13 protein-coding genes are annotated in these 13,751 nt (G+C 58.4%); 2 read left to right on the forward strand and 11 right to left on the reverse strand.

What is annotated here, in order from left to right; genetic code table 11:
- Positions 1 to 185: 185 nt before the first annotated feature.
- The 10 genes from D7X94_RS05955 to D7X94_RS05995 all read right to left on the reverse strand — a co-directional run bounded on the left by D7X94_RS05955 (position 186) and on the right by D7X94_RS05995 (position 9,983).
- The gene (locus tag D7X94_RS05955) at positions 186 to 395 is read right to left on the reverse strand and encodes a DUF1858 domain-containing protein (RefSeq protein ID WP_120426882.1); all 210 of its coding nucleotides are present in this window, start codon (positions 393 to 395) and stop codon (positions 186 to 188) included.
- 396 nt (positions 396 to 791) lie between these two features.
- The gene (locus D7X94_RS19030) at positions 792 to 2,174 is read right to left on the reverse strand and encodes a beta-mannosidase (protein WP_243111206.1); all 1,383 of its coding nucleotides are present in this window, start codon (positions 2,172 to 2,174) and stop codon (positions 792 to 794) included.
- Positions 2,068 to 3,051 carry a glycosyl hydrolase 2 galactose-binding domain-containing protein gene (locus tag D7X94_RS19035; protein ID WP_243111207.1) on the reverse strand — a complete coding sequence of 328 codons (984 nt, stop codon included), beginning with the start codon at positions 3,049 to 3,051 and terminating at the stop codon, positions 2,068 to 2,070. Before D7X94_RS19035 ends, D7X94_RS19030 begins: the two co-directional genes overlap by 107 nt.
- A gap of 47 nt (positions 3,052 to 3,098) precedes the next feature.
- Positions 3,099 to 3,614, reverse strand: a complete 516-nt coding sequence (locus D7X94_RS05965) for a GNAT family N-acetyltransferase (protein ID WP_120426812.1) — start codon at positions 3,612 to 3,614, stop codon at positions 3,099 to 3,101.
- A gap of 11 nt (positions 3,615 to 3,625) precedes the next feature.
- Positions 3,626 to 4,981: an S-layer homology domain-containing protein gene (locus tag D7X94_RS05970; protein ID WP_120426813.1), complete on the reverse strand. Its 1,356-nt coding sequence runs from the start codon at positions 4,979 to 4,981 to the stop codon at positions 3,626 to 3,628.
- 264 nt (positions 4,982 to 5,245) lie between these two features.
- The gene (gene prfB, locus D7X94_RS05975; RefSeq protein WP_120426814.1) at positions 5,246 to 6,388 is read right to left on the reverse strand and encodes a peptide chain release factor 2; all 1,143 of its coding nucleotides are present in this window, start codon (positions 6,386 to 6,388) and stop codon (positions 5,246 to 5,248) included.
- A 738-nt stretch (positions 6,389 to 7,126) separates the two neighbouring features.
- A complete protein-coding gene (locus tag D7X94_RS05980; protein ID WP_120426815.1) occupies positions 7,127 to 8,113 on the reverse strand; it encodes a DUF4097 family beta strand repeat-containing protein in 987 nt (328 codons plus the stop codon).
- Positions 8,114 to 8,122: 9 nt separating this feature from the next.
- Positions 8,123 to 8,806: a permease prefix domain 1-containing protein gene (locus D7X94_RS05985; RefSeq protein ID WP_120426816.1), complete on the reverse strand. Its 684-nt coding sequence runs from the start codon at positions 8,804 to 8,806 to the stop codon at positions 8,123 to 8,125.
- A 63-nt stretch (positions 8,807 to 8,869) separates the two neighbouring features.
- Positions 8,870 to 9,196: a PadR family transcriptional regulator gene (locus D7X94_RS05990; RefSeq protein WP_120426817.1), complete on the reverse strand. Its 327-nt coding sequence runs from the start codon at positions 9,194 to 9,196 to the stop codon at positions 8,870 to 8,872.
- A gap of 112 nt (positions 9,197 to 9,308) precedes the next feature.
- Positions 9,309 to 9,983, reverse strand: a complete 675-nt coding sequence (locus D7X94_RS05995) for an MgtC/SapB family protein (protein WP_120426818.1) — start codon at positions 9,981 to 9,983, stop codon at positions 9,309 to 9,311.
- A gap of 294 nt (positions 9,984 to 10,277) precedes the next feature.
- Between D7X94_RS05995 and D7X94_RS06000 the strand changes: the two genes are divergently transcribed.
- Positions 10,278 to 11,006: a histidine phosphatase family protein gene (locus tag D7X94_RS06000; RefSeq protein WP_120426819.1), complete on the forward strand. Its 729-nt coding sequence runs from the start codon at positions 10,278 to 10,280 to the stop codon at positions 11,004 to 11,006.
- A gap of 42 nt (positions 11,007 to 11,048) precedes the next feature.
- Here the strand turns inward: D7X94_RS06000 and D7X94_RS06005 are convergent, their stop codons facing one another.
- Positions 11,049 to 11,600: a helix-turn-helix domain-containing protein gene (locus D7X94_RS06005; RefSeq protein ID WP_120426820.1), complete on the reverse strand. Its 552-nt coding sequence runs from the start codon at positions 11,598 to 11,600 to the stop codon at positions 11,049 to 11,051.
- Positions 11,601 to 11,993: 393 nt separating this feature from the next.
- On the opposite strand from D7X94_RS06005, the gene D7X94_RS06010 reads away from it, so the two are divergent.
- Positions 11,994 to 13,721 carry a polysaccharide deacetylase family protein gene (locus tag D7X94_RS06010; RefSeq protein WP_158590914.1) on the forward strand — a complete coding sequence of 576 codons (1,728 nt, stop codon included), beginning with the start codon at positions 11,994 to 11,996 and terminating at the stop codon, positions 13,719 to 13,721.
- Positions 13,722 to 13,751: the final 30 nt, after the last annotated feature.

Genomic DNA, 13,751 nt, shown 5'->3' on the forward strand with positions numbered 1-13,751 from the left:
TTAGAGCCTGTATTCATACCCGAATTTGTCGGATGAGCGGGAATTTTTAGATGTGCTTGAAAAAGGCCGCTCAGCCGGTGATTGCGGGCTGTGAATATCGGTTCTAAAGCCGCAATAATTTTGCGAAAGGTAAAACCACAACTTAAAGGACGCTTTTCAAGTTAATCGGCTATATCTTAGGAAAATTATTTCCCGCTCAGGTGCTCGTTGATCTTCTTTACCAGCTCCTCCGGGTCCACACCGTGGACGGCGCAGGCTTGCTCTAAAGTTTCCCCCCGGGCAGAGGGGCAGCCCAGGCAATGCATCCCCATTTCCAGAAAATAAGGGGCCGTGGACTGATCCAGATCCAGAATCTCCCCGATGATCGTATCTTTGGTAATCGTGGCGGTAGCCATTTTGCATTCCTCCATTTTACGGCGCGGAAAGCCGCGCTTAATTTGCATAGTACCATTATAATCCCCTTTGGGCAAGGATGCAATACCTGGCAAAAAAAGTTTTTATCCTGCTTTTTACGGGGAAACGCGGGTTCTTAAGGAAGCACTGATTAAATCTGGTGCGCAAATCGCACGGTCAGATTTTTCGTCAGAGTGTATAGATTGAGCGCAGCCAATCTAACGATTGGCAAGCGAAAACTGTGCGCTATGATGGAAAACATGCAAGCGAGTTGTGTGCCAAGCCTCTAGGCGCGATTTAATCAGTGCTTCCTTAAGCTGGCGGCTGAGGAGGGATCTCCTCCCCGCCGCTTTAAGAAGGAATGGACCGGCTTCCTTTGCGGTATCCCCTTCCAGTCGCTAGGAATACACGCTGCGCACACGGAGCCCCCGGGGCTCCCCCCGCAGTATCTTCACCCGCCGCTCTCCCGGCAGCATGTCGAAGTAATTGTCGTCCAGCACCAGGTCCTCCCCGGCGTTTTGTATCTCTACCCCCTGGGCATAGGCTCTGGCTGTCACCACAATCTCGTCCTCTTCTACCCGGCAGGCAAGACCCGGGGCCAGAAAGCTGTAATGCTTGGCCGGGACAAACAGCGCCGTGGCAAAGCTCGTCCTCCCGCCATTTTCCCAGAGCTCATAGCTGATAAAATCCGCCCGGGGATTCGCCTCCGGCAGAGCAATCGGGTCCAGCCAAACGCTGCTCAAGGGCGGCACGGTTAAGGCAATTGTCTCCTCCCGCCTCACCTGACTGCGCTGGTCCCGAAGAGCCCACTTTACTAACACATGGCGGGGAGCTCGGGTTTCGTTGGCAACGGAAAAGCGCAGGCCTCGTTCCGTTCCTTCCCGCCCCATCAGGTCCTCCTGGCAGGAGAGCAGCACCGGGGTATAGAACCTTCTGGCAAAATAGTGCAGAGCCTTCCACCGTCCGGTATAGTCTATAGAAGAGCAGGAGGCTCCGGGCCAGCAGTCATTCAGGTGCCAGTATAAGGCCCCCATACACCGCCCTCGGTTTTGGCGGAATCCCTCCGCCATCCGACGCGCTTCCTGCGCCTGGAGGAGCTGTCCCGCATATAGCGCCGACTCAAAATCTTTTGGCCACAAAAACCGCTTTTGCAATCGGGCCGCCATTCGGGCAGCGCTCTCTTCGCTGGGTTGGCGTCGGTCCATGACATAGGAGGACAGGTTCCGGTCTCCCGGCTGGGTAAATGTCTCCACTGTGGACAGGCAGGGCCAGCTCTCCATGCCAAAAGCCGATGCATACCGCGCGCCGCTCTCCCGGTGGTCCTCCCCCACCGCGTGCATATCCCCCCGATCCCAGCCGTTGGGGTCATCGAAGCCCCCTCCGCTGGAAGGGCTGGAGGGCCAGTAGCAAGCATCCGGGTCCACCTCTTCCAGCGCCTGTGGAATCAGGTATTCGAACAGCCGGATATGGTCTGCCTTCTGTCTGGCGGAACGCCCCTCCTGTTCCACCTGGCTGCCGCCGCACCACAAGGCGACGCAAGGATGATGACGCACCCGCCGGACGTTGTCCTCCACCTCCGCTCGCACCTCCCTGGCAAAGGATGGGGTCAGCGGGTAGGCTTCTTGGGCGAACATGAAGTCCTGCCACACCAAAAGCCCCAGTTCATCACAGATATCATAGAAAAAGTCCTGGGGATAACACCCGCCGCCCCACACCCGGACGCAGTTGAAATGAGCGGCGGCGCAGTCCTCCAGAAGCCGCCGGGTACGGGCGGGCGTCACCCGGGAGATAAGCCGCTCCCATGGCGAAAATTTTCACTCCGTTAATCTCGTGGACAAAGGCTTCCCCAAACTGGTCCTTCTCCACCAGCAGCCGGGCGGTACGCAGGCCGGTCCGCCCTTCCCAGCGGTCCAGCACCCTGCCTTCTCTTTGGGCCCAGACCCTCACCGTATATAAGGGCTGCTCTCCGTAGCCCCTGGGCCACCACAGCCGGGGGTTCTCCACCGTCAGCGTCATAGGCCGCTCCGGAAAGGCCACGATATGCCCCTGAGGATCCACTAGCTCCGCCCGGTACTCCACGCCGTCTGCTGTGGACCGAGCACTCAGCCCCAGAGAGAGCTCCACCCTGCCGTTCTCATGCCTTTGACGGACGCGAACATCCGTGATCCGCGCCTCTTCCACTCCCAGCAACTCCACCGGACGCCAGATCCCGGCGTCCCAGCCAGGCAGAAACCATGCTTTCCGCAGGGCCTTCCGGGAGCGCCCCGCCGGGGAGCCGAGTTCCACCGTCAGAACATTCTCCCCTGATCGCAGCAGGTGAGTCACGTTAAACTCATAGGTCCTGTGCATATTTTCCACATGGCCCAGAGGGGACCCGTTCAGGATGATCTCCGCCGCCGTATCCACCCCAAAAAAACGCAGCAACGCCTCCCCGCATTCTAGCACCGCCTTCTCCGGTGTAAAACGGCACTGGTAAGTAAAGCGGTTCTTCCTCATCCAGTCCAGAGCCACTTCCTGGTTGTCCCGCCAGAAGGGATCCTCCATTCGTCCGGCGGCCAGCAGGTCCCTATACACAGACCCTGGCACGGCTGCGGGAAGCTCCTCCTGCTCCTGGTTCACTCGCAGGGTCCAACTTTCCTGGAGCATTCTCCTAATCATAGCTTCCTCCCCATTTTCATAGACTCTCCGCGTTCTCAGGTCCCCTTCTATACCGGGTTCTTTCCCGTATCAAAGAAGAATACATCTGCGGGAGAGCCGTCCGGATAGGCGATCTCTCCGCCCATGCTCTCCAGACGGAAGTGACCTCCGGTATACTCTCCCACCACCCGGTCCCAGAAGGCCACGGAGGGCAGGTTCCCCGGGTGGCGCTTCAGCTGCCAGGTGCCTTGGAACCGGTCAAACAGCTGGAACGCCGCCCATTTTCCCAGGCCGCACCGCCGGTATTTGTGCATAACGAAGAACTCTGACACGCAGTAGTCCGTCTTTCCCGCTTCGGGATAGTCGTTCACCATGGCAAAGCCCGCCAGCTTTCCGTCCGCCTTCAGGAAGAACGCCCAGCGGCCCTCTTCGGTCCAGTAGCCGTCCAGCCAGGAGTAGCCGTAAAGCCCCAGTGGGTTCACATCCTCCAGGTCGTACTGGGAAAACTCATAGAGATATTTTTCCAGGAGATTTCGGAGGATTTCCTTTTCCTCCTCCTTCACCGAAACGATCTCAAACTCCATTTCGTTTCTCCTTATCTTTTTCTGTACAGGCCCGCCGCTTTTGAGATAGCGCCCGCCACGTTGGTGTTCAGCAGCCTGCGATTCACCGTCTCGGCAATGTCCCCGTGGCGGTTATAGAGGTAGTCGCCGGGGCAGGACTTGTTGGCGAACCACCGGTGGACGGTCATGTTCTGCTTGTCCACCTGGCCGACAAGGCTCTTGTCTCCCTGCCACAGGAGGCGTTCAATGCCGTTGCGCCGGCAGATGTCTGTCACCAGGTCGATCAGGGCGGAATAGGCCTGCTGAGATACTGGCCACAGGGGAGCGCCGCCGATGTTGGCCACCTCAATGGTCACCGCCCGGTTGTCATTCTCTGCCGAAGAGGAGCACCAGGACCGGTTCCATTCGTCCACATACAGGGCGATACGCCCATCGCTGCCAACGCCGTAGTTGCTGCTGGCCTGATAGTTGGGGTCGGCGAACTGCTGGCCGCAGCGCTCCACGGTCCAGTCCTCCGCCATGCAGTGGATGGTGATGGTGTCGATTTTGTGGGTCCGCTGGCCCGAATGGTTGGGCGAGAGCTGGGTGTAACTCACCAGCGGGCTGTTCCGGGGAGTATCCAGGCTTCCGCCAAAGTTCCCGCCGCCGGACGGGCCGTCTCCATCCCCCTGGGGCGGGTCCTCCGGCATCTCCGGAACGGTAGGCTCATAGTAGTTTTTGATGAACTGGGCCAGCTGAGCCCGGGTGCAGGTGCCTTTGGGAGCCAGGGTGTTCTTTCCTGTGCCGGACATCACCCCGGCCTGGACCGCCCAATTGACCCCCTCTCTGGCCCAGGAGCTGATAAGAGCCCGGTCGGTGAAAGAGTCCAGGTAAGAGCCGTCCAGGTCCATGGGCTCTCCCAGAGAGTGCTCCCGGTAGCACTGGAACATCACCGCCGCCTGCTCCCGGATGACGGCGGCGTTAGGGGCAAAGGCCTGGGCCCCGATGCCGTTGACGATCCCGGCGTTATATGCCCAGATCACGGCCTTTTCCCCCCAGTGCCCGGCAATATCCAGAAAAGGGGAATCCATACCCTCGGTTTCCGGGGACCCGGCCATATTGTACAGTGCCTGAACCACCTGGGCACGGGTGACGGTGGCGTTGGGTTGGAAGGCCCCGGCGCTCACGCCGTTGAGATAGCCCCGCTCCACGCAGTACGCAATGGCGGGCCTGCCCCAATGGAACTCTACGTCCGGGAAAGGGGCGGGCTCCAGGGGCTCGGCGGCAGGGGGAAGCTCATCTGCGGCCAAGGCGCAGGCGGCGCATCCCATGCAGACGGCCGCCGCCAGGCACAGCGCCAGAAAACAGCTGAACAGTTTATAAATTTTGCTTTGCTTCATTGGGCTCATAGAGAAAAATATCCTTTCGATTTTTTTGGAGGCCTCCGACGGTTTAGGGGCGCTGAGTCTCGTCTGCCGACTCGGTCAGCGACGGGAAATCGCCACCGGCGATTGTCGCCCCCTAAAGATTCCGCAAACTTTTATCCTGGTCAGCCCGGCGGGAAAATTGGCGAAACTTTCTCCTGGCCAGCTGGGCGAGTTTTGCGGAACAAAACGGAAAGATAAACCGAGTTGTGCGAGTGTTTATCTTTTTGTCACTACTGCGAAACCCAGCTATATCCTTTCGTCATTGTTCGCGTCGTGTGCCAGGGCGTTCTGGCTCTTGGCCGTGAGGTACGCATTGATAAAGCCGTCCAGGTCCCCATCCATAACGGCGTTCACGTTTCCCGTCTCATGGCCCGTGCGGTGGTCCTTCACCATGGTATAGGGCATAAAAACATAGGAGCGGATCTGGCTGCCCCAAGTAATTTCTTTCTGCTCGCCCTTGATATCAGAGATCTTCTCCAGGTTCTCCCGCTCCTTGATCTCTACCAGCTTAGAGATCAGCATTTTCATGGCCACGTCCCGGTTCTGGTACTGGCTGCGTTCCACCTGGCAGGACACCACAATCCCGGTTGGGATATGGATCAGCCGCACGGCGGAGGAGGTCTTGTTCACCTTCTGCCCGCCCGCGCCGGAGGCCCGGTAAACCTCCATCTTGATGTCGTCCGGGTTGATCTCTACGGAGTTATCCTCCTCGATCTCCGGCATCACCTCCAGGGAGGAAAAGGAGGTATGCCGCCGTCCGGCGGCGTCAAAGGGCGACACCCGCACCAGCCGGTGGACCCCGGCCTCGCTCTTCAGATAGCCGTAGGCGTTCTCCCCTTCCACCAGAATAGAGGCGGATTTCAGCCCGGCTTCGTCTCCGTCCAGATAATCCAGGGTAGTCACCTTAAATCCCCGGCGCTCGGCCCAGCGGTTGTACATGCGGAAGAGCATCTCCGCCCAGTCCTGGGCCTCGGTGCCGCCGGAACCCGCATGAAAGGTAAGGATGGCGTTGTGGCCGTCATACTCCCCTGTGAGCAGAGTGGTGAGCTTCATGGCGGCTACCGCCTCCCGAACCCCGTCGATCTCCCCCTGGATCTCCTCCACAAGGGACAGGTCCTCGGCCTCGTCTCCCAGCTCAATCAGGGCGGCTGCGTCCTCGCATCGGGCGCAGAGCTTCTGATAGCGCTCGTCCTTGTCCTTGAGGCCGGCCATACGTTGGGTGATTTTCTGGGCCTGTTCCATGTTGTCCCAGAAGCCGGGCTCGGCGGTTTTCAGTTCCAGCATCTCCACCTCTTCCCGCAGGCGGGGAAGTCCCAGAGCCTCCTTCAGCTCCTCCAGCGCGGACTGCTGTTCTTCCACTTGTCTCTTCAGTTCTTCAAATTGCAGCATGATCCTTCCCTCTTTCCAAAGCACATTCCTTTTTATTATAGCGAATTCTTTCTAAAAAGTAAAGAGCCAGAAAATTCCGGGAATGTCCAAAACGCGCATTTTTAGGACAATGTTTTGGTGTCTCGCCGACCGGCTCGGTCGGGTCAGAACGTTCCCCACTGGGGAACTTCCCCCTCCGGCGGTTTAGGGGCTCTGAGTCTCGGCTGGTCTCGTCTGCCGACTCGGTCGGCGACGGGAAATTGCCACTGGCGATTATCGCCCCCTAAAGCCCCCGCAACCTTTGAGAAAGGTACAACTTCGCTTAACGAAGTCTACGAAACTTTTACCCTGGTTAGCTATGTGAGCCCCAACGAAACACATTACGCGGTCAAGGGGCGGGGAAAATCGCCAGTGGCGAAGAGTTCATGCCTGCATGAACTCTCGTTCTGACCCGACCGAACCGGCAGATGAGACAGGCCCCTTGTGGGGTTTGGGGGTGAGTGTCTGCCAGTGGTAGACAAGCTACGAACCGACCGAAGCGGCAACTGAGACCCAACGCCCCAAGGTCTTGCCGGAAGGCCCCCCTACTACTTCAAAGAAACCACGTTTTGGACACTCCCACAATCCCACCCAAAAAAACGCAAAAGAAAACGCGGAAGCCCTTTCCCTAAAGCAAGAAAGCCGGTTCCTCCGCATTTTCATACTAAAAGCCCTATTTCCTATAGCAAGCAAGTTCCCCGGTTTCCCAATGGTAGGCGCTCAATTTATCCTCTCCACCGCCATCTGTCCCGAGGTAGTGCTCATCCGAATCTGAGCACCGCCGGAACCATACCGGACTTTCCCCGCGCTGTCCTTCACCAGAGCGAAATCAGAGACAAACTCTCCGGACACGCTGGAATATTCCGCCGTGAACCCGCCGTTCTCCGGCAGCTCCAGCCGCAGATCCCCGGAAACCGCCTCCATATGGGCCTCTTCCGGGCAATTTGCCGCACTCACGCGCATAGCTCCGGACACTGTGGAAACGTGCAGCTTCTCCGCTGCGCCCTCATACACACATCCGCCGGAAACCGTGCTGATCTCCAATTCCTGGGTATGGCCGCCCGTAATATTCACCGCGCCGCTGGTAGTACCCGCAGTCAGCTTCTCTGTGCCCTGGGTCCTCTCCAGAATCACGTCCCCGGAAACCGTATTCGCCTCCAGGCGGTCCGCCGTGCATTCTTTTATCGTTACAGTTCCGCTGACGCTGGACACCCCCAGCTTCTCCGCCCCGCAATCCGCCACAGACAGGGAGTCAGACGTGTTCTCCACCTGGATCCCTTCCATATTCTCCGCCACGTCCCGGGGCAGCAGCACCTCCAGCTCCTTGTTCAGCTGCCCGAACCAGCCCAGGGTGATCCACCGGCGGAACCACTTGCCGTCCCACCGCACAGAGAGCTTTCCGGCGCTGAGGCTCACCTCCATCTGGTCCCCTTGGCCCAGCGCCTTGTAGGAGCGTTCGGTAACGTGGACCTGCCCGTCCAGGCTGAGGCCCACCGTCACCGGGCCGTCCAGCCATTTCACCTCCAGGCTGCTCATCTCGTCCTCGTCCAGGTTAATGTCCTTGGTATTGCTGTATGTACGGGGGCCCTTTGCTTCCAGGGGATTGGGCCCCGCGCCACTAAGTCCTGCCGCCAGCACTCCCGTGAGAAGCACCGCAGCGACGCCGCAGGCTGTAATGGTAAAGATCTGAGATTTTTTCAGTTTCATCCTGTCCTCCTATTTCTGCTGGTCCATCATGGCCTTCAAAAGGGTGTTCACAATCACATCCACCGCCGGGGCAATGAGGAATACCACCCAGGTGATGTACCATTTCCCCGTGGCGAAGCTGATGAGGAAGTAGAAGGCCAGCACCAGCGGCCAGAAAGCCCCGTTGAAGGCTGCCACCCAGTGCTTTTTCCGGGCCTTTTTCCCCTGCCACTGGCGGAAATCCTCCACCACCGTGCCCGGGACGGGCTGGTCCGTCTTGGGGTGGGTGATCCGGTCGTAGACCAAAAGGCCCGTGGCCGCGGCGATCATCGCGAACATACCCACCACGCCGATACCGTCCAGCCCCAGCTGCTCCATCAGAATCACCGGCGTCACGCTGAGGATGTATAGCATCACCGCCAGCACCCGGATCATGGCCCGCTTCTGGTTGGGCTGCTCCTGGGGATAATAGACGGGCTGGGGCACCGGGTTCCCCTCTTCGTCGTCCTCCAACTGGACGAAGAGCTCCCGCACGTCTCCCAGGCTCATCACCGTGAGGTTGTAGGCGTCCTCCGGCTCCTTGCCCTCCCCCACCAGAGCGTAATATTTGTCGATCAGGTTCTGGGTGAGTTCAATCTTCATCTCATAGGCCCGCTGGGTGCGGGGGGCGGTCTCGAAAAGCTGGTCCATATAGGCGCGAATCTTGTACTCCATCTTGGATTCTCCTTTGGGTTAAGTAAGTTTTGGCCGTTCGTCTTCCATTTGGAACAACTGAATTCAGGGCGTAATGAGCTTCTGAAGCAAAGCCTGAGACTGCTCCCATTCTGCCAGCATCCGGTCGTACATCTCCAGCCCCGCCTGGGTGATGGAATAATACCGCCGCCGGGCCCCCGTGTTCTCATCTCCCCAATAGGAGGTGATGCAGCCCATCTGCTCCAGCCGCCGGAAGGCGGTGTAGAGAGTGGCCTCCTTGAGCTCGTACTGGCCCTCTGTTTTCTCCTGGATGGCCCGGTTGATCTTATAGCCATAGCTGTCTCCCTGGATCAGCTGGGCCAGGATGATGGCGTCGGTATGCCCGCGGATCACGTCTGACGCAATGGACATGATATCCCTCCTTTTCTGTGTTTATTATACGCCTATATACTTCACCTGTCAATGTATCTCTCTCAAAAATATCTTACGGAATTCTTTCAGCCGCTACCGTCTGAGAGCTGAGTCAAAAGTCGATGGCAGAGATGGCGGGATAGTCCTCCATCAGGGCCAAGGTATCCTGAGTAGTAAATTCTTTAGGAAACACCACGGTCAAGCAGACCTGAATGCCATCGCCGTTTTCCACTTTCAGCTGGGCGGAGACGGTCTGGATACTTCGGGCAGCCAGACCGTCGGCCAGCTTCTGCTGAACATCCTCTCCCTTTTGGGTATGCAAAATGATCTTTCCGGTGTTGTTGGCGTAGAAGATCCTCAGGTTCCGATGGAACAGACACTGGATCACCAGCAGCATGACCGTGCTGCCAATACCCAGGACCCACATTCCCGCCCCAATAGACATGCCGATGCCCAGGGTGGCCCACACGCCCGCCGAGGTGGTGATGCCGCTGATGTTGCTCTTCCGGTTCAGGATGATTCCCGCCCCCAAAAAACTGATGCCCGTCACTACGCCGGCGGCAATGCGGGAGGCGTCCACAGAGACGCTGTCATATTGGATGACATCGAAAAAGCCGTATTTTGAGATCACCACCATCAGGGCGGCGGCCATGGCGATAATTGTATGGGTGCGAACCCCGGCCAGCTTCATTCTGGACTCCCGCTCATAGCCGATAATCAGGCCGCAAATTCCAGCCACAAGCACCCGTAAAAGGTAATCCCCCTGCTCCAAGAGGAATTCTTTCATGGAAATCGCCCCTTTGAAAAATTTTTCTCAATGCATAGTAAACGCACTTGAAAATCGGTATCTACCGATTTTCAAGCTGGGCGGCTGAGGAGGTCGTGACCTCCCCGCCTGGTTCAAAAGAGGGATCCTACCTCTTTTAAACTGCGTTAACTATAGCATATTCCCAGGGAAATGGCAAGGCCGGGGCCACGCAGTATCACTCTCAAAAACTTATGCCTTGCAAAACATTCCGGCCTGATATAGAATAGAAGAAAGCAATGAAAATATTCCAACATAAGGAAAGGTCTGATTCCTATGAAGCTGCTCATCGTCCGCCACGGCGACCCGGATTACTCCATCGACTCCCTTACGGAAAAAGGCTGGCGGGAGGCGGAATATCTCTCCGAGCGCCTGGTGAAGATCCCTGCCGCCGCCTACTACTGCTCCCCTCTGGGCCGGGCCAAGGATACCGCCAAAGCCACCCTAGAAAAGTTGGGCCGCACCGCAGAAGAGTGTCCCTGGCTGCGGGAATTCCAGGGCCTTATCCATCGCCCCGACCGGGAGGAGGAGACCATCTGCTGGGACTGGCTCCCTCAGGACTGGACCAGCGACGAACGCTTCTTCGGCCGGGAATCCTGGCTGGAGCAGGAAGCCATGGCCGCCGGGACCGTGGCGGAGCAATACCGCTGGGTCACCACCGGCCTGGATGAGGTCCTGGCCCGCCACGGCTACCAGCGAGAGGGGAATTTCTACCGGGCTATGGCTCCCCACAATGATACCATCGTGTTTTTCTGCCACTTCGGGGTGGAATGCGTCCTGCTCAGCCATCTGCTCAACATCTCCCCCATGCAGCTGTGGCACGGAACTGTGGCCCTGCCCACCTCCGTCACCACCCTGACCACCGAAGAACGCCGCCAGGGCGTGGCCTATTTCCGCATGAGCTCTTTCGGAGACCTGTCCCATCTCTACGCCCACGGCGAGACTCCGGCCTTTGCCGGCCGCTTCTGCGAGTGTTTCGGAAATCCCGATGAACGCACCGATTGACCCAAAAAGGGAAGCAGGCCATCCGCCCGCTTCCCTCTCTTTTCAACTGATTCCATATTTTCCGGCGAACTCCCCCACGACCTCCGCCCAGTGGGGGAACTGGAACCCGGTTCGAATATCCTCCGGGTCCATATACGCCCCGTTCATCATGGCCTGAATTGCCGCCTCGGCCACCATGCACTCTTTGGCATAGGGGTCCTGGAGAGACTTGTCCAGCTCCATGTTCATGCGCAGGTCCACCCCGCCTACGGCGCCGATATAGAACAGGCTTTCCTTACCCAACAGCTCTCCTATGCGTTGGAAACACTCGATGCCCTCCCGCATCTGGGCCACCGTCACCCTGCGGGCAAATTCCTCCGGCTTTCTTTCCATCGTCTGTCTCTCGCCTCCTAACAAAATATTATCTATACTGGTTTCCAATGCCTGTGCCAACTCTGGCAACAGGCTCACGTCCGGCAGGGTTTCCCCCCTCTCCCACTTGCTCACCGCCTGGAAGGATATGTGCAGTTTCTCCCCCAGCTGATTTTGTGTCATGCTCTTCATTTTCCGTAAAAGACAGATTTGCCTGCCTACCTTTCCCGGCTCCACGCTCATAGGCCTCTTCCTCCAGTTATCATGATTTTCAAAGCACCTTGCATTTCCATAAGTATACTCCCGGCGGAGATCCTCCGCAATAACGCCTCCGGCGAGTTTTTTCGCGAGAGCTCAACGGGCAGGTGAGTTTCTTTTCCCAAATTTTCCTTGCCAGTATCTGGAAAAAGGGCTATAATGATAGAGTCAGCGTAATGAAGTTTATTTGGAGACTCTCTATAGCGCGCCGCCCAGTATGATCATCCGGGTCAACGGCCATCCCCGGACCAAACCCATCTCCATGGACAGAGTCAAATCCGTTCTGGCCCGGTTGGGAGTTCTATAGTCAAAAAAGCCTCAAGGGAATCCCAAATGAATCTCCCATATGAAATTTTAATGATAAGGAAGGAATGTCCTGTGAAACGGTTTCTCTCTGTGTTTCTAAGTTTCGCTCTGCTGCTGGGCCTTTCCCAATTTCTTTGCCCCGGTCTTGCCGCCCAGGCCGCCAACTCCAAGCTCATCGCCATCACCTACGACGACGGTCCCGGCTACTACACCGAAGACCTCCTGGACGGCCTGAAGGCCCGGGGCGTGAAGGCAACTTTCTTCATGCTGGGTTCCAACGCCGCCCGGTATTCCTCCACCGTCTCCCGGGTCTACCGGGAGGGCCACCAGATTGCCAACCACAGCTATGACCATCCGGATCTGACCACCCTTTCGGCCAATGGCGTGCGCGGCCAGATCCAGCGCACCAACGCCCTGCTGGACAAGGCCTGCGGAAAAGGAAGCCGGTATCTGGTCCGCGCGCCTTACGGCAGCGTAAACTCCACAGTGTTTCAGAGCGTGGGGGCTCCTCTGGTGCTCTGGTCAGTGGATCCTCTGGACTGGAAGTACCGCAACGCCGAAACGGTGAAAAGCAATATTCTCAGCCAGGCCCACGATGGCGCCGTCATCCTGGTCCACGACATCCACTCTACCACCATCCCCGGCTCTCTGGCGGCAATTGACGTTTTGAAGTCCCGGGGATATGAATTTGTCACCGTGTCGGAGCTGTTCCGCCGCCGGGGCAAATCCATGAGCAACGGCGTGCAGTACCGCTCCTGTCCGCCCAACGGCACAGACCTGGGTCCTGTTAAGGCCCCCTCCGTCACTGTCCAGCCCGAGGGGGACAAGCTGCGGGTCACCCTTGCCGCCCAGGCCGGCGCTTCCATCTACTATTCCACCGACGGCTCCTCCCTAAACCAGTCCAGTTCCCGCTATCAGGGCTCTTTCTTAATTTCCGTGCCTTGCACCCTGCGGGCCTGTGCCAGCTTCCACATGAATGGCAGCCGCAGCGAGACAGTGGAACAGGTCTTTACCCAGCCGCCGGTTCAGGAGCCCCGGATCCAGGTGGAGGACGGGCTTTTGCGTTTGGCCTCCGCCACCTCCGGGGCCACGCTCTCCTATATCCTCCAGGATGAAGAAGTCCAAACATATACCGGCCCGGTTCCCATAGAGCCCGGCACGGAAATTTCCGCCTGGGCCCGCAAAGAAGGCTGGCTCACCAGTCCCAAGGTGCGGGCCTCCTACTCGCCCCGGGGGAACCTGTTCCTAGACGTGTTCCCCAGCCAGTGGTTCTATGAGGCCATGGACCGGGCCGTCTCCTCCGGGTATATGGGAGGCGTGGGAAACAACCACTTCGCCCCCGCCGCCCCCATCACCCGGGGCCAATTGGCTGTTCTGCTCTACCGCTGCGGCGGGGATGCCCCCAGCCCTGAGACAGTAGATTCTCTTCCCTTTTCCGATGTCCCGTTGGACGCCTACTATCGGGAGGCCGTGGCCTGGGCCTATGAGGCGGGCATCGTGGGGGGCGCGGGCGAAAACCGCTTTCAGCCGGACCGAAGCGTGACCCGCCAGGAAATGGCGAAAATGTTCGCCGGCTATCTCCGGAACCAGGGGGCCCTCCCCGCGGATACCGCCGGGGCAGCGGACGGCTACTCGGACCGGGGAAAAATTGACGGCTGGGCTCTGGAATCTGTAGAACAGGTTACCGCCCTTGGCCTGCTCTCTGGCCAAGGCGGCTCGTTCCTTCCCAAGGAAACTTCCACCCGCGCCCAGGCCGCCGCTGTGCTCATGCGCCTGGCAGACTATCTTAATCGCACTTAGAAGCTGTATTCTACCTCTTTTTAACCGCGT

The organism is Acutalibacter sp. 1XD8-33 (assembly GCF_003612555.1).
Taxonomy (GTDB): domain Bacteria; phylum Bacillota; class Clostridia; order Oscillospirales; family Acutalibacteraceae; genus Acutalibacter.

What these genes read in the sequence shown, in the direction of transcription:
- D7X94_RS05955 (WP_120426882.1), bottom strand. Translation starts at nt 395, where the DNA reads ATGGCTACCGCCACGATTACCAAAGATACGATCATCGGGGAGATTCTG.
- D7X94_RS19035 (WP_243111207.1), bottom strand. Translation starts at nt 3,051, where the DNA reads ATGATTAGGAGAATGCTCCAGGAAAGTTGGACCCTGCGAGTGAACCAG.
- D7X94_RS05965 (WP_120426812.1), bottom strand. Translation starts at nt 3,614, where the DNA reads ATGGAGTTTGAGATCGTTTCGGTGAAGGAGGAGGAAAAGGAAATCCTC.
- D7X94_RS05970 (WP_120426813.1), bottom strand. Translation starts at nt 4,981, where the DNA reads ATGAGCCCAATGAAGCAAAGCAAAATTTATAAACTGTTCAGCTGTTTT.
- prfB (WP_120426814.1), bottom strand. Translation starts at nt 6,388, where the DNA reads ATGCTGCAATTTGAAGAACTGAAGAGACAAGTGGAAGAACAGCAGTCC.
- D7X94_RS05980 (WP_120426815.1), bottom strand. Translation starts at nt 8,113, where the DNA reads ATGAAACTGAAAAAATCTCAGATCTTTACCATTACAGCCTGCGGCGTC.
- D7X94_RS05985 (WP_120426816.1), bottom strand. Translation starts at nt 8,806, where the DNA reads ATGGAGTACAAGATTCGCGCCTATATGGACCAGCTTTTCGAGACCGCC.
- D7X94_RS05990 (WP_120426817.1), bottom strand. Translation starts at nt 9,196, where the DNA reads ATGTCCATTGCGTCAGACGTGATCCGCGGGCATACCGACGCCATCATC.
- D7X94_RS05995 (WP_120426818.1), bottom strand. Translation starts at nt 9,983, where the DNA reads ATGAAAGAATTCCTCTTGGAGCAGGGGGATTACCTTTTACGGGTGCTT.
- D7X94_RS06000 (WP_120426819.1), top strand. Translation starts at nt 10,278, where the DNA reads ATGAAGCTGCTCATCGTCCGCCACGGCGACCCGGATTACTCCATCGAC.
- D7X94_RS06005 (WP_120426820.1), bottom strand. Translation starts at nt 11,600, where the DNA reads ATGAGCGTGGAGCCGGGAAAGGTAGGCAGGCAAATCTGTCTTTTACGG.